The sequence below is a fragment of the Vibrio sp. Vb0598 genome (assembly GCF_033338935.1).
GTDB classification, from domain to species: domain Bacteria; phylum Pseudomonadota; class Gammaproteobacteria; order Enterobacterales; family Vibrionaceae; genus Vibrio; species Vibrio alginolyticus.
In genome coordinates this window covers 74,781-97,585 of the sequence record NZ_JAWOTP010000017.1, presented here as the reverse complement: position 1 = coordinate 97,585, position 22,805 = coordinate 74,781, and the positions used below count along the sequence as shown (strand labels likewise).

At 44.5% G+C, this 22,805-nt stretch carries 20 protein-coding genes; 6 read left to right on the top strand and 14 right to left on the bottom strand.

Annotated features, from left to right (window positions below; translation table 11 throughout):
* The first annotated feature begins 20 nt into the window (after positions 1 to 20).
* Positions 21 to 1,163, top strand: coding sequence for a flavohemoglobin expression-modulating QEGLA motif protein (locus R7Q38_RS16945; RefSeq protein WP_318114298.1), 1,143 nt, complete (start codon positions 21 to 23; stop codon positions 1,161 to 1,163).
* A gap of 70 nt (positions 1,164 to 1,233) precedes the next feature.
* Here R7Q38_RS16945 and R7Q38_RS16940 read toward each other — a convergent pair whose 3' ends face one another.
* The 5 genes from R7Q38_RS16940 to rppH form a co-directional block, all read right to left on the bottom strand.
* The gene (locus tag R7Q38_RS16940) at positions 1,234 to 2,085 is read right to left on the bottom strand and encodes a thymidylate synthase (RefSeq protein ID WP_005381947.1); all 852 of its coding nucleotides are present in this window, start codon (positions 2,083 to 2,085) and stop codon (positions 1,234 to 1,236) included.
* A gap of 9 nt (positions 2,086 to 2,094) precedes the next feature.
* Positions 2,095 to 2,916, bottom strand: coding sequence for a prolipoprotein diacylglyceryl transferase (gene lgt / locus R7Q38_RS16935; RefSeq protein WP_005381948.1), 822 nt, complete (start codon positions 2,914 to 2,916; stop codon positions 2,095 to 2,097).
* 87 nt (positions 2,917 to 3,003) lie between these two features.
* Positions 3,004 to 3,795, bottom strand: a complete 792-nt coding sequence (locus R7Q38_RS16930; protein WP_005385965.1) for a sulfite exporter TauE/SafE family protein — start codon at positions 3,793 to 3,795, stop codon at positions 3,004 to 3,006.
* 6 nt (positions 3,796 to 3,801) lie between these two features.
* On the bottom strand, positions 3,802 to 6,048 hold the full coding sequence (gene ptsP, locus R7Q38_RS16925) for a phosphoenolpyruvate--protein phosphotransferase (RefSeq protein ID WP_104975865.1): 2,247 nt from the start codon (positions 6,046 to 6,048) through the stop codon (positions 3,802 to 3,804).
* 2 nt (positions 6,049 to 6,050) lie between these two features.
* Positions 6,051 to 6,572, bottom strand: coding sequence for an RNA pyrophosphohydrolase (rppH, locus tag R7Q38_RS16920; RefSeq protein WP_005381953.1), 522 nt, complete (start codon positions 6,570 to 6,572; stop codon positions 6,051 to 6,053).
* Positions 6,573 to 7,191: 619 nt separating this feature from the next.
* Between rppH and mutH the strand changes: the two genes are divergently transcribed.
* The gene (mutH, locus tag R7Q38_RS16915; RefSeq protein ID WP_017635066.1) at positions 7,192 to 7,872 is read left to right on the top strand and encodes a DNA mismatch repair endonuclease MutH; all 681 of its coding nucleotides are present in this window, start codon (positions 7,192 to 7,194) and stop codon (positions 7,870 to 7,872) included.
* Positions 7,873 to 7,887: 15 nt separating this feature from the next.
* Here the strand turns inward: mutH and R7Q38_RS16910 are convergent, their stop codons facing one another.
* On the bottom strand, positions 7,888 to 8,199 hold the full coding sequence (locus R7Q38_RS16910; protein ID WP_005381772.1) for a DUF6482 family protein: 312 nt from the start codon (positions 8,197 to 8,199) through the stop codon (positions 7,888 to 7,890).
* 154 nt (positions 8,200 to 8,353) lie between these two features.
* Between R7Q38_RS16910 and R7Q38_RS16905 the strand changes: the two genes are divergently transcribed.
* On the top strand, positions 8,354 to 9,388 hold the full coding sequence (locus R7Q38_RS16905) for an NADP(H)-dependent aldo-keto reductase (protein WP_005381774.1): 1,035 nt from the start codon (positions 8,354 to 8,356) through the stop codon (positions 9,386 to 9,388).
* A gap of 131 nt (positions 9,389 to 9,519) precedes the next feature.
* On the opposite strand, the gene R7Q38_RS16900 is transcribed toward R7Q38_RS16905, so the two are convergent.
* The 7 genes from R7Q38_RS16900 to xerD form a co-directional block, all read right to left on the bottom strand.
* Positions 9,520 to 9,771, bottom strand: a complete 252-nt coding sequence (locus tag R7Q38_RS16900) for a hypothetical protein (protein ID WP_005381776.1) — start codon at positions 9,769 to 9,771, stop codon at positions 9,520 to 9,522.
* Positions 9,772 to 10,300: 529 nt separating this feature from the next.
* A complete protein-coding gene (vpsR, locus tag R7Q38_RS16895; protein ID WP_017635067.1) occupies positions 10,301 to 11,635 on the bottom strand; it encodes a cyclic-di-GMP-binding transcriptional regulator VpsR in 1,335 nt (444 codons plus the stop codon).
* Positions 11,636 to 11,878: 243 nt separating this feature from the next.
* Positions 11,879 to 13,396, bottom strand: coding sequence for a lysine--tRNA ligase (gene lysS / locus R7Q38_RS16890; protein WP_137281723.1), 1,518 nt, complete (start codon positions 13,394 to 13,396; stop codon positions 11,879 to 11,881).
* A 34-nt stretch (positions 13,397 to 13,430) separates the two neighbouring features.
* A protein-coding gene (gene prfB / locus R7Q38_RS16885; protein ID WP_100068604.1) for a peptide chain release factor 2 occupies positions 13,431 to 14,529 on the bottom strand; the annotation gives its coding sequence in 2 pieces (ribosomal slippage) (positions 13,431 to 14,453 and positions 14,455 to 14,529; 1,098 coding nt in all).
* A 173-nt stretch (positions 14,530 to 14,702) separates the two neighbouring features.
* Positions 14,703 to 16,442, bottom strand: a complete 1,740-nt coding sequence (gene recJ / locus R7Q38_RS16880; protein ID WP_017821504.1) for a single-stranded-DNA-specific exonuclease RecJ — start codon at positions 16,440 to 16,442, stop codon at positions 14,703 to 14,705.
* Between the two features lie 43 nt (positions 16,443 to 16,485).
* Positions 16,486 to 17,274, bottom strand: coding sequence for a bifunctional protein-disulfide isomerase/oxidoreductase DsbC (gene dsbC / locus R7Q38_RS16875; protein ID WP_005381786.1), 789 nt, complete (start codon positions 17,272 to 17,274; stop codon positions 16,486 to 16,488).
* Between the two features lie 59 nt (positions 17,275 to 17,333).
* Positions 17,334 to 18,251 carry a site-specific tyrosine recombinase XerD gene (xerD, locus tag R7Q38_RS16870; protein ID WP_005381788.1) on the bottom strand — a complete coding sequence of 306 codons (918 nt, stop codon included), beginning with the start codon at positions 18,249 to 18,251 and terminating at the stop codon, positions 17,334 to 17,336.
* A 157-nt stretch (positions 18,252 to 18,408) separates the two neighbouring features.
* On the opposite strand from xerD, the gene fldB reads away from it, so the two are divergent.
* Positions 18,409 to 18,927, top strand: a complete 519-nt coding sequence (gene fldB / locus R7Q38_RS16865; protein ID WP_005381790.1) for a flavodoxin FldB — start codon at positions 18,409 to 18,411, stop codon at positions 18,925 to 18,927.
* Positions 18,928 to 19,012: 85 nt separating this feature from the next.
* Here fldB and brnQ read toward each other — a convergent pair whose 3' ends face one another.
* Positions 19,013 to 20,323, bottom strand: a complete 1,311-nt coding sequence (gene brnQ / locus R7Q38_RS16860) for a branched-chain amino acid transport system II carrier protein (RefSeq protein WP_005381792.1) — start codon at positions 20,321 to 20,323, stop codon at positions 19,013 to 19,015.
* Between the two features lie 330 nt (positions 20,324 to 20,653).
* On the opposite strand from brnQ, the gene R7Q38_RS16855 reads away from it, so the two are divergent.
* A complete protein-coding gene (locus tag R7Q38_RS16855; RefSeq protein WP_053306891.1) occupies positions 20,654 to 21,373 on the top strand; it encodes a tRNA1(Val) (adenine(37)-N6)-methyltransferase in 720 nt (239 codons plus the stop codon).
* A 107-nt stretch (positions 21,374 to 21,480) separates the two neighbouring features.
* Positions 21,481 to 22,704, top strand: a complete 1,224-nt coding sequence (gene srmB / locus R7Q38_RS16850; RefSeq protein ID WP_005381797.1) for an ATP-dependent RNA helicase SrmB — start codon at positions 21,481 to 21,483, stop codon at positions 22,702 to 22,704.
* Positions 22,705 to 22,805 lie beyond the last annotated feature (101 nt).

Below are 22,805 nucleotides of genomic sequence, written 5' to 3'. Positions count from 1 at the left end.
TCTCATTTGGAGTCGACAACATGACGCAGCTTAATGACGCTATTTCTGATCAGCTACTCGCAATAGACGAAAACCTAACCCAACTGGTTGCTGATATTGATATCCTCAGTAGCGTGAATCCTCTTAATTATGCTCAAGAAAGAGAACGTTTCATTAAAAACAAATATTCTCAAGAGCCTAATTTTCAATATTCAATTACTAACGTAGATACCCACAGCGCAAAGCGACGCCTATATGAGCTACCTCTAGAAAACATTCAAGACACCCAACTGCAGAGGCTATACGCGGATGTAATTCAGTCTTATGCAGATAAACTGGATCAAGTGAATACCATCGGCACGCAAGAGTTTCTTTATAACTCCTTACGCTATTATGGGGAACCGAGCGCCAAAGATATTGCCAACGCCCATTTCATATTGCACCTTCCTACAGAAGAAGAAAAAGAACCTCAGCACGATAGCCGTGCAATAGCACGTTTCATGCAAAATTTTGCTCAACGCAATGGGTATGCATGTGAAATACAGGTGTTGGACGGGATGTTAGCAAACGCACTAGTTTCAGGGTCTCGAGTCAAAATTAACCACGCGGCGTACATCACCACTGATGAGCTGGAGGCTCTTGCACATCATGAAATGGGAGTACATCTCCTGACTACGCTTAACGGTCGTCAACAACCGCTAAAAGTCCTGAGCTTAGGTTGTCCTGCCAATACCAACACTCAAGAAGGGCTGGCTATATTATGTGAGTATCTGTCAGGACATTTCAGTATCAAGCGCCTAAGAACCTTAGCCTTACGAGTTCTGGCAGTAGAGTCGATGATCAAGGATCGCGATTTCCGCCATACGTTCATGCTATTAAAAGAACAGTATAAAGCTTCTGATCTTCAAGCATTTACAACGACTGCCCGAGTCTATCGAGGTGGAGGTTTAACGAAGGATTACTTGTATCTTAGAGGATTCCGAGAGGTGCTCAATGCCTATGATAAATTGGGCGATGACTTTTCACTATTGTTGTGCGGGAAAACTGAGCTGAAGTACTTTGAGCTTATCCGTTCATTAGTGAGTAAAGAAATATTCACTCAACCTAAGTTTATTAGCCCGGCACTATCCACACCGATGCAGACCAGCCCAATTCACCGTTATATTGTCAGTGCACTAAAATAATACCTTCTAAGTACAAAAAAGAAAAAAGCTCCATTCGGAGCTTTTTCTATATCTTGAAGAACGATACTCGTTACACTGAGAATGGGTAACGAATAGGATCGTGATGCTCGTACCCTTCAACCCAAAAGTCATCCAGTGTGACCCATGTTTCCAAATCTTCTAGAGATTTAATCTCTGGGTTGATATGGAACGTCGGCGCTTTTAATGGCTCACGCTTCAACTGAACATCGCGCATCAGTTCAAGCTGGTCTTCATAAATGTGAGCATTCACAATCTTATGAAATGCCTGACCAGGTTTCTTGCCCGTAATTTGCGCCATAATCGCCAAGAACACGTAAACTTGAACCATATTGAAGTTTAAGCCAAGCGGTACATCACACGAACGCTGAGTACTATTCAGGTAAAGCGTATCATCCAGCAATGAAAAATGGTGACTGTACATACAAGGACGCAAGCACCCCATGTGGAACTCACCCGGGTTGTAGAAGTTCAAGATTTCACCGCGGTCATCAACGCCACGCGTTAAGTCATCCACTATCTTACGTAGCTGGTCAACATGACCACCATCAGGTTTCGCCCAGGCGCGCCCTTGAACCCCATAGACACGGCCCATGTCGTCTTCGCCTTTACGGTATGGGTTATTCAACCAGGCATCATTTAGGTTGGCATTGGCATCCCAGGTTTTCGTGCCCAGCTTACGAAAATCTTCCGCATTATCGTAACCACGAATGTACCCTAGTAGCTCTGCAACGGCTGCTTTCCAAAAACTTTTACGTGTGGTGACCAACGGAAATTGATTGTTCGCAACATCGTAGGTTAAATCCGCGTTGATTACGGTCAGGCAGCGCTTGCCTGTACGCTCATTTTCAACCCAAACACCTTGGTCAACGATGCGTTGACACAAATCTAAATACTGTTTCACACCAATACCTTACTTCGTCTTTTGTGGTAATTCGTCTTTGTAATGACCACGTTTGTATGCCCAAACCATCATGAGGACACCGATAACCACCATTGGCAGGGATAAAATCTGTCCCATGGAAATAAAGCCACCGAATAAACCCAAATGAGCGTCTGGTTCGCGCACGTATTCTACTAGGAAACGGAAGGTTCCGTAACCCGCAAGAAAGAGTCCTGAAACAGAACCTAGAGGACGAGGTTTCTTGATGAACCAATTCAAAATGAAGAAAAGGACGATACCTTCAAGCGCCATTTCATAAAGCTGTGATGGATGACGTGGCAGTGGACCGCCATTTGGGAAAACGATCGCCCAAGGCACATCCGTTACTCGGCCCCACAACTCGCTGTTCATGAAGTTACCTAAACGCCCCATACCCAAACCAAATGGCACAAGCGGCGCGATAAAGTCAGCAACACCGAAGAAAGTTCGCCCGTTTTTGTGTGCATACCAGAACATCGCAGTAATCACACCCAGTAAGCCCCCGTGGAAAGACATACCACCAGTCCACACTTTAAATAGATACAAAGGGTCAGCCAGGAAGAGCTCAAAATTGTAGAAAAGCACGTAGCCTACACGGCCACCAATCACCACGCCAAGGAAGCCTGCGAACAACAAATCAGAAACCTGCTCTCGTGTCCAACCACTTCCAGGCTTATCCGCACGTCGGTTCGCTAACCATAGAGCAAACATAAAGCCAACAAGGTACATCAAACCGTACCAACGAACCGAAACAGGACCAATAGAGATTAAAACCGGATCAATATTGGGAAATTCAATATATCCCTGAGACATAAATCATTCTCTTCTTATCACAACAAAATAAATATACCCAAGTAACCTCTAGATGCTTGGTTCAGCGAGAATGACTTGGGTACAAACTTAGAGCAGCATGGTCGCTGCAACAAACATTAAGAACACCGCGAATATCTTTTTTAATACCGCTGTTGGAAGGTTAGTTGCGAGCTTCGCACCCACTTTTGTTGTGAGCATCGAGGCCATAGCAATCGCTAATAAAGCGGGAAGATAAACATAGCCAATACTGTATGAAGGTAAGCCTTCCACTTTATAGCCATGTAAGATGAAGCCGATCATACCAGAAATAGCAATCACGCAACCACAAACGGAGGATGAGCCCACCGCTTTACGCATCTCTATCCCATGTTTATTTAAAAATGGTACCGACAGTGAGCCACCACCAATACCAGCAAGGCTTGATACGACACCAATTCCCGTGCCGTAAACTACAGTCACAGGGCTGCTCGGCATAGGTTTACTGCTCGTAACTTTAATGGAACGAAACATTTGTACTGACAGGCAAAGAACAATGACACCAAACACTTTCGGCAAATAGTGTGTAGGGATCCACTCAGCAATATTGGCACCAACAAAGCCACCAATGACCACACCAGGCATCAACCATTTTACGACAAACATATCGACATTGCCGAGCTTAAGGTGATTCATCGCCGATGAGCCAGACGTGACAATAATACTCGCTAACGAAGTGGCTAAGGCCATGTGCATACTCATTTCTGGAGAGATCCCAGCAAGAGGAAGCAAATACAACAAGGCAGGAACAACAATCAAACCACCACCGATACCGAGTAACCCCGCCATCACACCCACAAAAGCGCCTAGCGCCAACAATAACAAAAATAAAGAGACGGTCACGATTTCCTACTTTTTACCTGCACGGATAAAGCCCGCAAAGCCCTGTTGAATGAAGAAGTCATGCATCATTTGATGAATGTCCTCCCCATAGGACTTTGTCATTGCTTGCTCCGCTAATTTTTCTAATTCTTCTTGTTGGCTATGACGAATCAAATATTTCACCTTAGCCACATTGGAGGTGTTCATACTCAAACTGGTATACCCTAACCCAAGTAAGAGAAGAGCGCCAAATGGATCACCCGCTAGCTCACCACAAATACACACGGGCACCTGATATTTATCACACACCTCATGGATTTGCTTAAGCGCTAACAGTACCGCAGGATGCATAGATTCATAGACATCCGCTACGCGCGAATTGTTCCTATCTACCGCTAATAAATACTGAGTTAAATCGTTTGTCCCGACAGAAACAAAATCAACACGGTGAGCGATCGTTGGCAACAGATACACCATCGATGGTACTTCAATCATGACCCCAATTTGTGGGAATTGAATTCTATCATCAAGCAAAACGGCTTCGCTGTGAGCTTGATTAATCAAGCTAATGGCATCGTCTAGCTCTTTTACCCCTGACACCATTGGCAATAAGATACTTAAGTTTCCGCTTTCTGCACTCGCTCTTAACATTGCACGCAGCTGGATCAAGAAAATGTCTGGATGATCCAATGTAAAACGAATGCCACGCCAGCCTAGAAACGGATTATCTTCTTCGATGGGCAAATACGGCAAAGGTTTGTCACCACCAATATCCAAAGTACGCATCACTACTCGTTGATTCGGATAGCTGTTAAGTATTGCTTGGTATTGATGATACTGTTCATCTTCCGAAGGAAAGTGATGCTGAAGTAAAAATGCAATCTCAGTTCGGTACAACCCAACACCATCAACACCTGTGTTGATGGCAATATTACTGTCTGCACTGAGTCCCGCATTCAGCATAATTTCGATATGGTGATTATCTTGCGTAACCGCAGGGAGTGCGAGGTCCTTGTTTACCATGGCAAACAGTTCAGACTCTTCGCTTACTAAGCTGCGATACTCTCGCAACAACTGGCGGTTTGGCTCTAAGAAGATCTCACCCGTATAGCCGTCGACTATCCCGAGTTTGCCATTCACCACATCCGGATTAATGTTGGCGCCCATGACTGCAGGGACCCCAAGAGCTCGAGATAAAATGGCAGCGTGAGAGTTTGCGCCTCCCTCTAATGATACGACGGCTAACAAAAACTCTTTAGGTACAGAAGCGAGCAAGGTGGCAGTGAGTTCGTTCGCCACCAAAATAATGGGACGATCAATTGCAGAATTTTCTTGCTCACTGTTGTGCAGAAAATAGAGCAGCCTTTGCCCTAACTCTCGGATATCTTGCGCTCTTTCACGCATGTATACATCCGACATTCTTGCAAATCGATTCGAGTATGACTCTACAACTTGGCGTAACGCCCAGTCTGCCCTGTCTCCTTTTTCAATCTGCTTCTTCAAATCACCGCGAAGCATCGGATCATTCAGTAAGTGAGTAAACAGATCGAAGATCGCCAGCGCATCTTTGTTGATTTCACTGTCCAGTTTTTTCCGCATGCGGCGAAAGTCATTTAACGCTCGCTCTATGGCCACCAGTAGTGTCTCGTGCTCGCGTTCCTTATCTAACGTGGACGAAGGGAAAATATCCGATAAACTCGGCTGGGTATTGTCGAACCAAAACTCTCCAATCGCGACACCAGTAGACGCAGGCAAACCTTTTAATACCGTGGGTTTAGATGCTAACTGCCAATGCCCAAGATTCTGCGCATGTGCAATGAGCACCGCTAACTGAGCGGATAAGGTAACAAGAAACGATTCTTCCATTTCACTAAACAAGCGCGGCGTTTTTTGTTGGATCACCAACACACCTAAAACTTGTTTACGATGAATGATTGGAGTAGCTAAAAAAGAGTGGTAAATCTGTTCGCCGAGTTGAGGAAAGAATTTGAACTCGGGGTGTTTTGAGGCTTCGGCAAGGTTAAGGGGTTCAGCGCTTCGTTTTACCAACCCAACCAAGCCTTCATTGAAGTTGATATGAATACTATCACCTTCAAAAATAAGGCCTTGAGTTGCCATTAACTCAAGGCGCTGCATTTCTTCATTAGCAAGATAGATAGTACAGCACTCAGTACTAAGGGCAGCACAAGTCTCTTTCACCAATATATCGAGTGCCAGATGCACATCATCGACCCTGGAGACTTTCTCAACTATTTCCCTTAGCTGACTGAGCATGATTATCCTCTACGTTGCTTTTTTCTTTTCCCTTTCGCTTTTCTCTCTCGAAAAGGCATGGCTAAGGATGCAAATTCTTTCATCGCTCGTCGATAAACATCTCGCTTGAAAGAAACAACTTGCCTAACTGGATACCAGTAACTTACCCAGCGCCAACCATCAAATTCAGGGGATTTTCCGCGTTGCATATTAATGCGAGACTCATCGCATTCTAATCTCAGCAGAAACCATTTCTGTTTTTGGCCGATACAAACAGGCTTGGAGTCCCAACGCACCAATCGCTTTGGTAGCTTATATCTTAACCAATGACGACTTGTTGCAATGATCTTAACGTCTTTTTTCGTTAAACCGACTTCTTCGTATAACTCCCTGAACATGGCTTGTTCAGGGGTTTCACCTTCGTCAATCCCACCTTGTGGAAATTGCCATGAGTGTTGCCCGTATCGTTTAGCCCAGAAGACCTGACCATGGTTATTACATATCACAATACCAACATTAAGTCGGTAACCATCGCCATCTATCACTGGCTAACCTCTATGAATAAATTTTTTATTACCGTGATTTTTCCACATATCCCCATTACTAGCAAACTTACTGATGTGATATGAGCAAGATTTATTACCTTTTCAGCATTTTTGGATATCTTTTAATCAAACCATACCTTATCAACACAAGAGTGAGACATTGCCCACATTTATTCACCTTTTCTGTGAATAACTTTGTGAAGAATTCAATTCAAATGAGTAATTCAGTTTAATCCCATCAAATGAAAAACAAATGAATAAACAAAAAAACAAACATAAAACATTGATAAAAAAGTATTTATTTTTAAAAATAACGATAATTCGATCTTCAATTTCTTGATGATCTTTTCACCAAACTCAGATCGGTCAAAGATCCACCAATAGGCTATTTATCCACACTTACCTGCTATTCGTTTAGATGATTACAACAAAATCAACCCCAAAAATGCATTTTAACCCCTGTTTATTCATACAGACCCCGTCAGGATCTTATCAATACCTCCTCCACCTGTGGATAAGTTATGAATTGATCGTTCTTACACCGCCTCGGTGAAATCTTAAACAGTAGATTTGGTCGGAGTTTGATAAACTATATTTTTTGTAATACCACCTTGTAACTATGAAACCAGAACCACAAACAGAAGCAGAGCTATTGGAACGAGCACATGATATGGCAGGACTCAGTTTTGCTGAGTTGGCCGCCGAGGCGAATATGATTGTTCCTGAAAACTTAAAACGTGATAAAGGTTGGGTGGGTCAATTACTCGAATGGCACTTGGGCGCTCCAGCTGGCAGTAAACCTCAACAAGATTTCGCAAACCTAGGGATCGAGTTGAAAAGTATTCCGATCAGTTATTCTGGCAAACCTTTAGAAACAACCTTTGTTTCTGTGGCTCCCCTCACTGGTGTTCATGGTCTTACATGGGAAACAAGTCATGTTCGAAACAAGCTATCTCGTGTGCTTTGGGTACCCGTAGAAGGAGAACGAGAAATCCCACTCGCTGAAAGACGTGTGGGCAGTCCACTCATTTGGTCACCAGATGAAGAAGAAGAGCGGATTTTGCGAAATGACTGGGAAGAGTTAATGGAGATGATCGTCTTGGGAAGATTTGATCAAATTTCCGCCAGACACGGAGAAGCGCTGCATCTTCGCCCTAAAGCCGCAAATGCAAAAGCGCTCACCGAAGCATACAACTCAAATGGTAAGCCGATGAAAACTCTGCCCCGAGGCTTTTACCTTAGAACACAGTTTACTGAACAGATCTTACTCAAGCACTACATTAACACTCAACCAGAATAAAACCATATCAGCTATTTAGTGCGTCACGAGCGATAACTCAATATCGCAGTACGAGGCTGCCTCTTCAGTGCCACATTCGTCATACGCATTGCGCAGCCTTAAATACGCTTTATCGACCCCTAGCCTCAATAGTTCTTCTTTTACTAAGTCTAGAGAGCCAAAATGTATCGGGTCTTCACCGTCTTTAATCGGCTCAAGTTGATGCTTGTACTCCACAGCTAAAAGATAGTCAGAGACATCAGAACACCCAATCACAAATACTTTGGGAGTTTTATAAGTATCTTTATGTGGACCATGTAGCCACATGTCCAATTGATGCTTCTGCATAACATACCTCCTTCACACGATCATTTAAGTGTAGTTAGGCTAACTGTAGCTTTCGAGTTTGCTCTTCCTTTATACGTAAATCATTTGCGATTGCGGCTAAAAATCCCCTATATTGGAGTCACTTATTTAGTCGGTAACTCTTCAAGGACGTGATATGCAATACACAAAACTACCGCACTCATCACTTGAGATCAGTAAAATCTGCCTCGGCACTATGACGTTTGGCGAGCAAAACACAGAAAAGGACGCCTTTGAGCAGCTCGACTTTGCCCTCGATCATGGGGTGAACTTCATCGATACCGCAGAGATGTACCCTGTACCGCCAAACTCGGAAACACAAGGGCTCACCGAGCAATACATCGGTAATTGGTTAGCAAAAAGCGGCAAAAGAGAAAAAGTAGTACTGGCAACAAAAGTGGCAGGCCCTCGAAATGTTCCTCACATTAGAGACAACATGAGCCTTAATCGTCGCCACATCCATACAGCAATTGATGACAGCCTTAATCGTCTACAAACCGATTATGTCGATTTGTACCAACTACATTGGCCGCAGCGTCAAACCAACTGCTTTGGTCAACTCAACTACCCATACCCTGACAAACAAGAAGAAGTCACGTTAATTGAAACGTTGGAAGCGCTTACTGAATTAGTGAATGCAGGTAAAGTGCGCTATATCGGCGTATCCAACGAGACGCCGTGGGGGGTGATGTCGCTACTGCGTTTGGCAGAAAAACACGATTTGCCAAGAATTGTCTCCATTCAAAACCCATATAACTTATTGAACCGCAGCTTCGAAGTTGGCTTGTCTGAAATCAGCCATTACGAAGGCGTTCAGTTACTTGCCTACTCTCCTTTGGCATTTGGCTGCCTGAGTGGTAAATACCTAAACGGGGCAAAACCTGAAGGCGCTCGATGCACTAAGTGGGAGCGTTTTGCGCGCTACTTCACTCCACAAGGTGTTAAAGCGACCGAAGCTTACGTCAATTTAGCTCAAGAGCATGGTCTAAACCCTGCACAAATGGCGCTCGCGTTTGTCAATCAGCGTCCATTTGTTGCTTCTAACATTATCGGAGCAACAAACCTAGACCAATTAAAGGCCAATATCGACAGTATTGATTTGCAACTTAGCGACGAACTACTTACTGAAATTCAAGCAATAGGTACAACTTACTCGAATCCTTGCCCTTAACGGTACCACCTTCAAACGAAAACAGCTGATCTTCAAGATCAGCTGTTTATCAAATGAAGTATGACTTCATATCGCACGTTAAGCGTGTTGACTGACTCGTTAGCAACTCTGCCAGTCCAACACGCTAACGATTACGTCATTATTCGCGACGTTAAGACTCGACGAAGGTGACGAACTCGACGTTCAACTTTTACTGCATCCGGAACATTGGCACGTGTAGAACGACCATCGCGATCTAAACCAATATCCCTCAATAGATGAACATTCGTCCATGGAATATCATGAGCAGTTCGGCGTATGGTACGCTGCCATTGCTTTTCTTCGCGTTTAAGGTCTGCTTTCAATAGCAAAGTGGCCAATTGTAAGTAAATAGAGTGACGCATAATATTTTCTCCGATTATCGATGTATTCGACTGGGAAAAATAGTGCGTAAAATGAACAGAAATATTCTGTTGATACTAAGCCGCTACTTTCCCGCAGCCTAGTAATAAATATGATAGGTTACGGATTAATTTTTATCTTGTGAGCCAGTGGTATTGGTATCATCCGATTTAAGGGTTATCGGAGCGATAGGCATACGATCAGCGCAAGCAGTGGTGTTAACAACGTAATGTTTCATCTTGCGCCTCCTAGCTAAAAATTAATCCGTTTATGAAAGGTATAACTCATTGAGTTACGGTTAAATTGTAAGCTTTGATGAATATATATCAAACATTTTTTGCCTTTTTGATTAAAAACAAATCAATACACCGCAATTTAGTTTCATATACTTTTATGTATAACATATTCACCTGAGGAATATATAAATTTGCGGATTTTATAAATCAAACCAAACAAAAAATAAAAAGAGCGGCTCTGTGGCCACTCTCTTTTATTGTATTTATTCGCCTATTTGACACAGGGAAAGGCCAACTACATGGCTTGTTCGGAAATCAAGTTATGTTTATTAAGTAGTCGATACATGGTTGCACGCGAAACTCCGAGCTCTTTCGCCGCATTTGAAACTTGACCAGAATGAGATTCCAAAACAACCAGCAACGCATCACGTTCACTCTTCTCTCGGATTGATTTCAAGCTGCGCTTTGAGTCATTACGTTGAGGTAAATCTAAGTGATGCTCTTCAATCATTACGCTGTCGGACATTAATACCGCTCGCTTCACTTGGTTCATCAGCTCACGCACATTTCCAGGCCAGAAATAACGTGTCAGTGCCTTGAATGCATCCTCAGAAAAGCTTTTTGCTTGCGAGTTGTACTCTTTTGAGAACTCTTGTAAGTAGAAACGAGCCAGCAATGCGATGTCACTCGCACGTTCTTTCAAGCTAGGGACATTGATGCGCAGAACGTTGATGTAATGGTAAAGTTCTTCATTGAAGTCACCGTCAATCAAAGCTTTTTCAACATCTGACGAGTTAGCAGCAAGAATGCGTACGTTAACCGCTTTTACGCCATCTTTGGTATCAATGGTGCCTTCTTGCAAGAATCTCAGCAGATTCATTTGCTGCTCTTTTGAAATGGTAAGAATGTCATTAAACAACACGGTGCCACCATCTGCTTGTTCAAGCAGGCATGCTTCCATATCTTCATCGGCGTTAATACCAAATACTTCAGCTTGGAAACGTTGTTCATTGAGTGCGCGACAGTTAATTGCCATAAACGGTTTATGAGAGCGTGAAGAGACTTTATGGATGGCCCTAGCAACCGCCTCTTTACCAGTCCCACTTTCCCCAGAAATCAGAATGCTGACGTCCGTTGGACCAATGCGCTTCACTTGATCGCGTAAACGTTTCATCGGGATAGATTCACCGATCAGACCCATATCTAAACTGCTACCAAAACTAGGCCAAACTTTTTTCTCCAACTTAAGCATGCCAAGCTGGTGACCTATTGTGCTTAATAACTGTGCATCTGGGATCGGCGCTGTGAAAAAGTCGATACAAAAGTTAACAATGAACTGGCATATGGTGTCAGTGCCAAGCTGAGATTCACGAATAAACGCTAACCAACGTACGTGTTTGTGAGAGCTGACTAAGTTCGCCAAACCATTCAAGCTGAACTCGTCATGGCTGAGATCAACAATACCGATACATGGACCAATATCTTCTAACAGCGTATTAGCTTTGCGTAAATCACCTACTTGGTGACACTTCCAGCCCACTTGCTCCAGTACCGATAACCAAGGCTCATAAGTACCGCCAACTACCACAAGCGATCCCGGGATGGAATCCATCTTAAACTGCCCAGCCATTCTCTAACCCTTTTTCATTGTTAATAGAAATTTTGTGCCACAAACTTATCTTTGCGAGCGGGTAACATTATCGAGACTCCGCCCCCTCACGTCTGTCTCAGTATTAAGACTATGCAATAGATTGAGATTTGGCGAATGTTTATTTGCATATCCCATTAAAAGGCAAATGCAACAACTTGAATTAACTTAACTAAAAGGCAAAAAAAAACCACCCGAAGGTGGTTTTTTACTCATCCTATCGAATTACGCTTGCGGGCGCATTGCAGGGAATAGGATCACGTCACGGATAGTGTGCGTGTTAGTCAGTAGCATAACCAAACGGTCGATACCGATACCTTGGCCTGCTGTTGGCGGTAGGCCGTGCTCTAGAGCAGTGATGTAGTCTGCATCGTAGAACATTGCTTCGTCGTCACCAGACTCTTTCGCTTCAACCTGTGCTTTAAAGCGTGCATCTTGGTCTTCAGCATCGTTAAGCTCTGAGAAACCGTTCGCTACTTCACGGCCACCGATAAAGAACTCAAAGCGGTCTGTAAAGAACGGGTTATCATCGCTACGACGAGCCAACGGAGAAATATCTGCTGGGTAACCAGTGATGAACGTAGGCTGCATTAGCTTAGGTTCTGCTGTTTCACCAAAGATCTCTTCAAGAAGCTGACCACATGTCCAGAAAGGTTCTACTTCAACGTGAACAGATTTCGCGATAGAAACCATTAGATCACGGTTTTGTAGGTCTTCTTCTGTTAGCGCTTGGATTTGCGCGTGGTCTGGGTTGTAGTGCTTGATTGCTTCGAACATGCTCATACGAGTGTAAGTACCACCAAACTCAACCGTTTCATCACCGTAAGGCATTGACGTTGAACCTAGAACTTCTTGCGCCACTGAGCTTAGTAGTTCTTCAGTTAGGTCCATCAGATCTTTGTAGTCTGCGTACGCCATGTAGAATTCCATCATTGTGAATTCTGGGTTGTGGCGTGGAGAAAGGCCTTCGTTACGGAAGTTACGGTTGATTTCGAATACGCGATCAAAACCACCAACAACTAGACGCTTCAGGTATAGCTCTGGCGCGATACGTAGGTACATTGGCATGTCTAGTGCGTTGTGGTGCGTGATAAATGGACGCGCACTCGCACCGCCAGGGATAACGTGCATCATTGGCGTTTCAACTTCCATGAACTGCTTAGAGATCATGAAGTTGCGGATTGCAGACATGACTTTAGAACGTACTACAAACGCTTGACGAGAGTCTTCGTTAACGATCAGGTCAACGTAACGTTGGCGGTAACGCATCTCTTGGTCAGTTAGACCGTGGAACTTCTCTGGAAGTGGACGTAGTGCTTTGGTTAGCAACTCGTACTCTTCCATGTTCACGTATAGGTCACCTTTACCAGACTTATGAAGTGCACCTTTAACACCGATGATGTCACCGATATCTAGACCTTGGTATTTTTCTTTAAGTACTTTTTGAACCGCTTTGTCAGCGTAAGCTTGGATACGGCCAGAAGTTTCTTGAATTACCAAGAATGGACCACGTTTAGCCATGATACGGCCAGCGATTGCTACTACGTGGTTAAGCTCTTCTAGCTCTTCCTTCGTCTTTTCACCGAACTCTTTCTGAAGGTCGCCCGCTAGTGTGTCACGACGGAAGTCGTTTGGATGGCCGTTCGCTTTGCAGCTCTTTCGGATTGCATCCAGTTTAGCGCGGCGTTCAGCAATCAGCTTATTTTCTTCTAGTACAGTTTCGTTTTGAACAGCATCAGTCATTTTCGATGTATCCTGTTTTTGTCGGTGAAAAGCTTTATAGACCTGATTTCAGGCTAGCTTCAATAAATTTGTCCAGATCGCCATCAAGAACCGCTTGAGTATTACGGTTTTCAATGCCCGTACGGAGGTCCTTAATACGTGAGTCATCCAATACGTAAGAACGGATCTGGCTACCCCAGCCAATGTCAGACTTAGCGTCTTCATTAGCTTGTTTTTCCGCATTTTGCTTTTGCAATTCAAGCTCAAATAGCTTCGCTCGAAGCTGTTTCATTGCCTGATCTTTGTTCTTATGTTGAGAACGGTCATTCTGACACTGAACCACTGTGTTCGTAGGTACGTGCGTAATACGTACCGCAGATTCTGTGGTGTTTACGTGCTGACCACCTGCGCCTGACGCACGGTAAACGTCAATACGTAGGTCGGAAGGATTAATGTCGATGTCGATGTTTTCATCAATCTCTGGATAGATGAACGCAGAAGCAAATGACGTATGGCGACGACCGCCTGAATCGAACGGAGATTTACGAACAAGACGATGAACGCCCGTTTCAGTGCGTAACCAACCGTACGCATACTCACCAGAGATGCGAACTGTTGCCGACTTAAGACCCGCGACTTCACCTTCAGAGACTTCAATCACTTCAGCTTTGAAGCCCTTCGCTTCTGCCCAACGTAGGTACATACGCAGCAGCATGTTAGTCCAGTCTTGTGCTTCTGTACCACCAGAGCCAGCTTGCAAATCGATGTAACAATCAGAGCTATCGTGGTCTCCAGAGAACATACGACGGAATTCAAGCTTTTCTAGCTTCTCTTCCAACTCAGCAAGTTCTGGTTCAATTTCGTCAAATGTTTCTTGATCTTCTTCTTCTACAGCCAGCTCAAGAAGACCTTCTACATCTTCCACACCTTGCTCTAGTTGATCAATGGTTTCAACAACCGCTTCTAGTGATGCACGCTCTTTACCCAGTGCTTGCGCACGCTCAGGTTCGTTCCATACATCTGGTTGTTCAAGTTCTGCGTTGACTTCTTCTAGACGCTCTTTCTTCGCGTCATAGTCAAAGATACCCCCTCAGGACATTTGTGCGCTGAGACACGTCCTGCAGACGGTTTTTAATTGGATTGATTTCAAACATGTTTACTCAACATTTTAGAATAGAATTTAACCGAGAAATTCTACTGAAAAATGTGACCGAGATACAGGAAAATTTCGGATGAGAAATCAGATTGCGGTGAGAGAGAGCACGGTCATAAAATTTTACGCCCACTTAGGGGCAACCGTACTCTATAAGAAAGGTTGATCTAGGTATTACTTAGCTTCGATATGGTCGATCATCAATTGCAATGATTGATTACCACGAAATTCATTCACATCCAGCTTATACGCGAGACGTACTGTTTTAACCGATGCATCTGGCCATCGACGTAGATCAACATTGAATGCGATACCGTCGATCATCACATTGGTAGGGTGACCTTTATAAAGCGGCTCTAACATCAATTTAAGATGCTTCTCACCCACCAGCTTTTGATGCAGTACTTTAAACTCACCATCAAAGATTGGCTCTGGGAAAGCTTGTCCAAAAGGGCCACCCGATCGCAGCTGTTCAGCAACATGCATAGAGAACTCTTCCGGCTTAAGTTCGCCATCTGACATGATCACGCCTTTTAGCGCCGCTTCATCGAGTTCCTTTTTTACCACTTCATCAAACAAACGACTGAAACGCTCAAAATCCTGCTCTTTAATCGTTAAGCCTGCTGCCATGGCGTGTCCACCAAACTTGATGATCAAACCCGGGTTTTGCGTGTCGATGAAATCCAACGCATCGCGCATGTGTAGCCCCGGAATAGAACGACACGAGCCTTTAATCGTCCCTTCTCCACCATCAGCAAATGCAATGACTGGACGATGAAACTTCTCTTTAATGCGCGAAGCCAAAATACCAATCACACCTTGGTGCCAATCACGTTGGAATAAGGCTAAGCCATAAGGAAGCTCATTGCCTTCACCAAACTGAAGGCGCTCACAGAAAGCCATCGCTTCTTGCTTCATGCCTTCTTCAATCTCTTTACGAGTCTGGTTCAAGCCATCCAATTCACTTGCCATGCGACGAGCTGCGTGGATGTTGTTACACATCAGCAGTTCAACACCGAAAGACATGTCATCAAGACGACCTGCTGCGTTAATACGTGGACCTAAAGCAAAGCCAAAATCGGACGCAACTAAACGACGCGCATCGCGCTTAGCGACCTCAATTAACGCTTGGATGCCGGGACGCGCTTTGCCCGCACGAATACGTTGCAAACCTTGGTGTACAAGAATGCGGTTGTTTTCATCCAATGGAACGACGTCGGCGACGGTACCCAGTGCAACAAGGTCAATCAGTTCCATCAACTTGGGCTCTTGCATCCCCTGTTCTGCAAACCAATTGTGTTTTCGCATATGAACGCATAGTGCCATCATGAGATAAAACGCGACCCCCACCCCCGCAAGCGCTTTAGATGGAAAGCTACAGCTCTCAAGGTTTGGGTTCACCATTGCATCCACATCAGGCAACACTTGTCCTGGCAAGTGGTGATCGGTAACGAGCACGGTAATGCCATTTTCTTTTGCGTAACGCACACCTTCGATTGATGAGACGCCGTTATCCACCGTCATGATCATCTCAGCGCCAAGCTCTAAGGCTTGGTCAACGACTTCTGGACTTAACCCATAACCGTCTTCAAAACGATTTGGCACTAAGTAATCCACATTGTGACTACCAAGCATACGCAGCGCGAGTACTGATAATGCTGAGCTTGTCGCACCATCAGCGTCAAAATCACCGACAACGATGATGCGTTTTTGTTCTTTTATCGCCTGAAACAAAAGATCGACAGCTTGCTCAATCCCCCCGAGTTTTTGATATGAATGCAACCCACGGGCCGACGTTTCTAATTGTGAAAGATCCGTTATCCCACGGTTGATGTAGATACGTTTAAGAATCGGAGGAATGGAATCAGGAAGAAGGGAAAGATCTGGTTCAGGACGTCGTTGAATTTCTATCATGCTTGAAAGAGCCGACAACTTTGCCGGCTCTGCTCCTAAAGGATTATAGTTGCTTTAAACGTTTCAATAGCTCTGCAGGTGGTAGGTAGCCACCAACCATTTCGCCATTCGGTAAGAAGATTGCTGGCGTACCAGAAATACCCAATTGGCGACCTAGATTGTAATGCGCCTGGATGGTTTCTTTACACTGTTTCAAGTCTTTCGCAGGGTTATCAAATGTACGATTCACTTTCGCGTTGTGCATTGCCGACGCCGGATCTTCAGCACACCAAATCGTTGCCATTTGCTCTGCCACAGGGCCAGTTGCACCTTGGCGAGGGTAAGCCATGTAACGCACTGTAATACCTAGATCATTATAGCCTTGCATTTGGCTATGCAGACGCACACAGTAACCACAGGTGATATCTGTGAATACGGTCACAACATACTTTTCATCGTCGGCTTTGTATTCGATCATGCTATCGGAGAACTGCGCAATTTTCTCGGCGTTAAGCGGCGCTTGACGCTCTGCTATGACATCTTTGTAACTGCCATCATCATTAATGGCATAAAGCGTACCAGCGATAAAATGGCTACCATCATTTGAAGCAAACAGGATCCCGCCATTGGTTTGAATTTCCAATAAGCCAGCGACGTCTGATGGTTGAATATCAACGATAGATAAACCAAGCTTTGAGAACTTAGTTTTTAATGCTGCTTCATCAAAGCCGCTTTGTGCAGCTGGCGCCACTTGTTGCGCAGGAGTCTCCGTTTGAGCCTGACTTTCTTCTGCACCACAAGCGGTAACAAAAAATGGTAAAGTCAGCAGAGTTAGTCGGCGTAATACGCTCATGAAATTCACCTTAATGTAAAATCGTTTTTCCAAGAAGACATGGATGAATCTAACCATTGTTACGCTCTTGGGTGGTGTTGACTGTGGATCTGCTTCAATCGTTCAGTCGCCACGTGAGTATAAATTTGCGTGGTCGATAAGTCACTATGTCCTAAAAGCATCTGTACGACCCTGAGATCTGCGCCATAGTTCAATAAATGCGTGGCAAAGGCATGCCGCAGTACGTGCGGCGACAGCTGATCAGTATCAATCCCTGCTATCAAAGCATAGTACTTAATACGGTGCCAAAACGTCTGACGAGTCATTTGTCTTGCGCGTTTACTAGGAAAAACAATATCAGATGATGTATCACCAAGTAACGCAGGGCGCCCTTGTTGAATGAACGTCTCGATCCAATCGACCGCGTTTTCCCCCATAGGAACCAGGCGTTCTTTACCACCTTTACCAGTCACGCGCACCACCCCTTGGCGCAAGCTAACATTTTCCATGGTCAAACTGACGAGCTCTGTCACACGCAACCCTGTCGCGTAGAGTAGCTCTAGCATCGCTTTATCGCGCAATTCTATAGGGTCATTCGGGTCTGGCGCTTCGAGCAACGCGTCCACTTGCTCTTCACTAATATCTTTGGGTAAACGTTGTGGCAGTTTAGGGCTAACCAAGAGCGCACTCGGGTCATCAGCACGCACCTTCTCACGATGCAGGTATTGAAATAAACGGCGAATCGCCGACAACATACGCGCACGAGACGTCTGTTTGTAATCTAAATCTACAAGGTGGCTTTGATATTCTTGCAAGCCAGACAAACTGATAAAATCAAGACGGTATCGATGTTTTTCCATCCACACGAGCAGCTTCATTAAATCGTTTCGGTAGGAAGCCAACGTGTTCTCTGATAGGCCACGCTCCATCCACATCGCATCTAAGAATTGCTCAACAAGCGAAAAATCTTGTTGATTGACAGGCTGTTGTGCCGTCATGAATGCTTCCTTATCTGTTTATATTTACAGTATTTAGATTAAAGCACCTGCCAATCCAATACCATAAAAAATCATCCCACATAGGATATTCGCTGCAATCTTCCTCAATTTATGGTTAGAATCTTCCACAACAGCAACACAAATAACGACGAATATAATGAAAATCGGACTCTTTTACGGCTCAACGACCTGCTACACCGAAATGGCAGCAGAGAAAATTCGTACCCTTATTGGTGAAGACCTTGTCGACATTCACAATGTGAAAGAGACACCGTTATCACTAATGGCGGACTACGACTTATTACTCCTTGGCATCTCAACTTGGGATTTTGGTGAAATTCAAGAAGATTGGAACGCGATTTGGCAAGACATCGCGACCACACCACTGAAAGGCAAAGTTGTAGCGCTGTTTGGTCTGGGTGACCAAGAAGGTTACGGAGAGTGGTATTTAGATGCGATGGGCTTACTTCACGATGAATTGCAAGCCACAGGCGCAACCTTTATCGGTTACTGGCCAAATGAAGGCTACGAATTTGAAGCATCGAAAGCATTGATCGAAGATGGCAGCAAGTTTGTTGGACTTGCGTTAGATGAAGACTCACAGTACGAACTGAGTGATGAACGCATCGAAAAATGGTGTGAACAAGTTCTTGTGGAATTCCACGACACGCTTTAATAGCGCAAACACGTAATCATTAAAAAGTAAAAAGCCCGATGAAGTAATTCATCGGGCTTTTTATTATCTTGATAACGCGAAGTGATTACGCGGTTTCTTGTGCTAGCTCTGGGCGAGGTTTCGCGATGAAGAACATGCACACGATAGCCGCAAATGTTGGAAGCACCCAACCCATGCCGACTTCGAATAATGGCAACATGTTAAACGCAGAAACATCAATACCCGATACTTTTGCCGCATCAACCAACGCAAACAGCAGAGATACAAGCAGTACTGCACGGTAAGCAAAGCGTGGATTCGGCAGTTTGCTACGCACAAATGTTAGTGCAACCAACGCAATCGCCACAGGGTACAGCGCAAACAATACTGGCACTGACAGAGAAATCAGCTGCGCAAGACCAACGTTTGCAACCAATGCACAAACAGAACCATTAATCAGTACCCATTGCTTGTATGACAGTGGTGTTTTCGAGCTGAAGAAATCTGAACACGCAGAAATCAAGCCAATCGCGGTTGTCAGACACGCTAGCAATACGATGACAGACAGAACGATTTGACCGTATGGACCAAACAACGCTTGAACGTATTGGCTAAGCACTAGGCCACCATTATCAGCACCAGCAGCAACCGTTGCACTCGTCGCACCTAAGTAAAATAGTGAGATGTAAACAAACGCAAGACCAGCAGCGGCAATACAACCTGCATAGATCAGATATTTAGTAGTTGCAGAGCGCTCAGTAATGCCTTTACCGCGTAGTGCATCAACCATCAGCATGCCAAACATCAATGACGCGAACGTATCCATTGTGTTGTAGCCTTCTAAGAAGCCTTTGGTCAGAGGCTGCGTTAGGTATTCACCGTGCGCGCCAATCATATCGCCCTGAGGATCAAGGAAGACAGCGACAGCAAGAATGATCAAACCAACGAACAATGCTGGTGTCAGTACTTTACCGATAAGATCGATCAAACGGCCTTGGAACCATGAGAACATCATCGCTGCGATAAAGAAGATCACTGAGAACGCTGTCAGATGCGTTTGTGACGCCTCAAGGAAGAAAGGTTTCACCGCCATCTCGTAAGCCACTAGGCCTGTACGAGGCGCTGCAAACGCTGGACCAATGATGATGAAAATCAGTGCAGCCATAAGAACTGCCGCTTTTTTCGGAAGATCTTGCGTCAAGTGATCCCAAGAACCACCAGCAACAGCAATAGCAACGATAGTAATAAGAGGTAGACCTACCGCTGTTAGCAAGAAACCAAACATAGCTGGCATTAAGTTTTCACCCGCTAACTGACCCGCTAGAGGTGGAAAGATAATATTGCCCGCACCTAAAAAGAACGCAAATAGCATAAAGCCTACTGCGATAATATCTGTTAGTTTTAACGTCTGCTTCACAGATAACCCTTGTCTTTTAATTAATGAATGTTGTGTATGCTTAGACCACTTTTTGTATACCTAAAGTCAATAAGTACACGTGGTTCAATCTATAAAATTTTCGCCGCATAATGACGAAAGACTCATCATTTGGCAACCTTTAAGAAAAAAACACCATATTAATTTAGTTTTCAAACTTAAAAGCAGTGGATATAACCAGATCCAAATAACAGACCAGTTCTTTATCTCGATCAATTAACAATACAATTTAATAACCAACAAAACAACAATCTATACAATTAATAAACAATAGAGTAATCCACTTAATTATTGAGCAAATATAAAACAATCATGAAGAACAAAAAACTGAAAACTAAAGGTTTCAATTTTAAGCAATTTTGTATTGAGGGCGGCGAGAGTGGTATGCCAGTCAGCACAGATGGGGTAATGCTTGGTGCTTGGATTCAAAGCCCTAACGACGCTAAAATTCTCGATATTGGCACTGGCACTGGCCTGCTTGCCCTGATGTGTGCTCAACGCTTTACAGAAGCTCAAATAACCGCGGTCGATATCGAATTAACAGCCGTTGCTGCCGCGCAAAAAAATATGGCCCAGTCTCCTTGGTCAGATCGTGTAAGTGTGCATCACACCGACATACTGCACTTTACGCCGACACATCCATTCCAACGCATCATTTGTAACCCGCCCTACTTCAACAGCGGCGAGCAATCGAAACACAGTCAACGTGCAACCGCGAGGCACACTGATACGCTAGGCCATAACGCATTGCTACAGCGTTGCTATCATTTGCTTGATGACGAAGGGAGAGCTAGTTTTGTTTTGCCAATCACCGAAGGCGAGCAGTTCATTGAGCTAGCATTAAACCAAGGTTGGTATCTATCGAGGATCTGTCGTGTGCAACCATCAGAAAAGAAACCAGTACACCGATTGTTATTTGAACTGTCAAAACGACCTTGCGATTTGCAGACGTCACATTTAATTATCCGTTCAAATGACGGCTATAGTGATGATTTCATCCAGTTAACCCGCGAGTTTTATCTTAAGATGTGAAATAACATGTGATCCTTATCACCAATCACTTTATAATGTGCGACCTTTTTGTATTCTATGCTGTTGTGGCGAACCATTAACCAAGCTTTGCTTGTGGAGAACTCATTGTGATCAGAACCTTTGCTGAACTTGATCTAGACCAAAACCTACTTGAAGCCATTGAAGAGATGGGTTACGAACGCCCAACAAAAATTCAGGCAGAAGCGATTCCACAAGCGTTGGACGGTCGTGACATTCTAGCGTCAGCGCCAACAGGAACTGGTAAAACGGCCGCCTTCGTCCTGCCAGCATTGCAATACTTGCAAGACTTCCCTCGTCGTAAGCCTGGGCCTGCGCGTATTTTGATCCTAACGCCTACTCGCGAACTGGCGATGCAAATTGCCGATCAAGCACGTGCTTTGGCAAAAAATACCAAACTCAACATTTTCACCATCACTGGTGGTGTTCAGTACCAAGAGCACGCCGACATCCTTGCAACAACACAAGACATTGTGGTTGCGACACCTGGCCGTTTAAAAGAATACATTGATGCAGAACGTTTTGATTGTCGTGCAATCGAATGGTTAATCCTTGATGAAGCAGACCGTATGCTAGATATGGGTTTTGCTCCTACTGTCGATCGCCTATCTAACGAATGTCGCTGGCGTAAGCAAACCCTTCTGTTCTCAGCAACGTTAGAAGGGAAAGGCGTAGAAGGCTTTACCGCTGATCTGTTGAATGACCCAGCAGAGATTGATGCAAAATCACCGCTGCGTGAGCGTAAGAAAATTGCTCAGTGGTATCACCGAGCTGATGATGCTGAACACAAACTGGAATTACTAAAACACATTATTACTCAGCAAGCTGAGCGCACTATCGTCTTTTTAAAGACTCGTGAGCGTTTGGCTGAGCTACGAGCGCAGCTTGAAAGTGCACAGATTCCATGTTCTTGGATTCAAGGTGAAATGCCGCAAGATCGTCGTAACAATGCGATTTCTCGCTTCCGCGATGGTACTGTGAACGTGCTGCTAGCGACGGACGTTGCTGCGCGTGGTATCGATCTTCCGGATGTATCACACGTTATCAACTACGACATGCCGCGCACGGCTGATGTTTACCTTCACCGTATCGGCCGTACGGCTCGCGCAGGTAAGAAAGGTAACGCTATCTCAATCGTAGAAGCACACGACCAACCAATGATGGATCGCGTTGCACGTTACGTGAAAGAAGACATCAAAGAGCGTTTCGTGAAAGAGATGCGTCCTAAACACAAAAAGCCTGTGTTTAAGAAGAAAAAGAAAAAAGACGACAAGAAAAAAGTAGCGAAAAAGAAAACCGCTAAGAAGAAGTAATCTTGTTGGGGCCAAGTAGCTCAAGCTAGAAAATAACAAAGGGTTGGCAATGCCAACCCTTTTTCGTTTGTGCTGATAGAGATTAACGTCGATTACGTCTC

What these genes read in the sequence shown, in the direction of transcription:
- R7Q38_RS16910 (WP_005381772.1), bottom strand. Translation starts at nt 8,199, where the DNA reads ATGCAGAAGCATCAATTGGACATGTGGCTACATGGTCCACATAAAGAT.
- R7Q38_RS16900 (WP_005381776.1), bottom strand. Translation starts at nt 9,771, where the DNA reads ATGCGTCACTCTATTTACTTACAATTGGCCACTTTGCTATTGAAAGCA.
- R7Q38_RS16855 (WP_053306891.1), top strand. Translation starts at nt 20,654, where the DNA reads ATGAAGAACAAAAAACTGAAAACTAAAGGTTTCAATTTTAAGCAATTT.
- mutH (WP_017635066.1), top strand. Translation starts at nt 7,192, where the DNA reads ATGAAACCAGAACCACAAACAGAAGCAGAGCTATTGGAACGAGCACAT.
- R7Q38_RS16945 (WP_318114298.1), top strand. Translation starts at nt 21, where the DNA reads ATGACGCAGCTTAATGACGCTATTTCTGATCAGCTACTCGCAATAGAC.
- recJ (WP_017821504.1), bottom strand. Translation starts at nt 16,442, where the DNA reads ATGATAGAAATTCAACGACGTCCTGAACCAGATCTTTCCCTTCTTCCT.
- xerD (WP_005381788.1), bottom strand. Translation starts at nt 18,251, where the DNA reads ATGACGGCACAACAGCCTGTCAATCAACAAGATTTTTCGCTTGTTGAG.
- lysS (WP_137281723.1), bottom strand. Translation starts at nt 13,396, where the DNA reads ATGACTGATGCTGTTCAAAACGAAACTGTACTAGAAGAAAATAAGCTG.
- ptsP (WP_104975865.1), bottom strand. Translation starts at nt 6,048, where the DNA reads ATGCTCAGTCAGCTAAGGGAAATAGTTGAGAAAGTCTCCAGGGTCGAT.
- dsbC (WP_005381786.1), bottom strand. Translation starts at nt 17,274, where the DNA reads ATGAGCGTATTACGCCGACTAACTCTGCTGACTTTACCATTTTTTGTT.
- R7Q38_RS16905 (WP_005381774.1), top strand. Translation starts at nt 8,354, where the DNA reads ATGCAATACACAAAACTACCGCACTCATCACTTGAGATCAGTAAAATC.
- lgt (WP_005381948.1), bottom strand. Translation starts at nt 2,916, where the DNA reads ATGTCTCAGGGATATATTGAATTTCCCAATATTGATCCGGTTTTAATC.
- fldB (WP_005381790.1), top strand. Translation starts at nt 18,409, where the DNA reads ATGAAAATCGGACTCTTTTACGGCTCAACGACCTGCTACACCGAAATG.
- vpsR (WP_017635067.1), bottom strand. Translation starts at nt 11,635, where the DNA reads ATGGCTGGGCAGTTTAAGATGGATTCCATCCCGGGATCGCTTGTGGTA.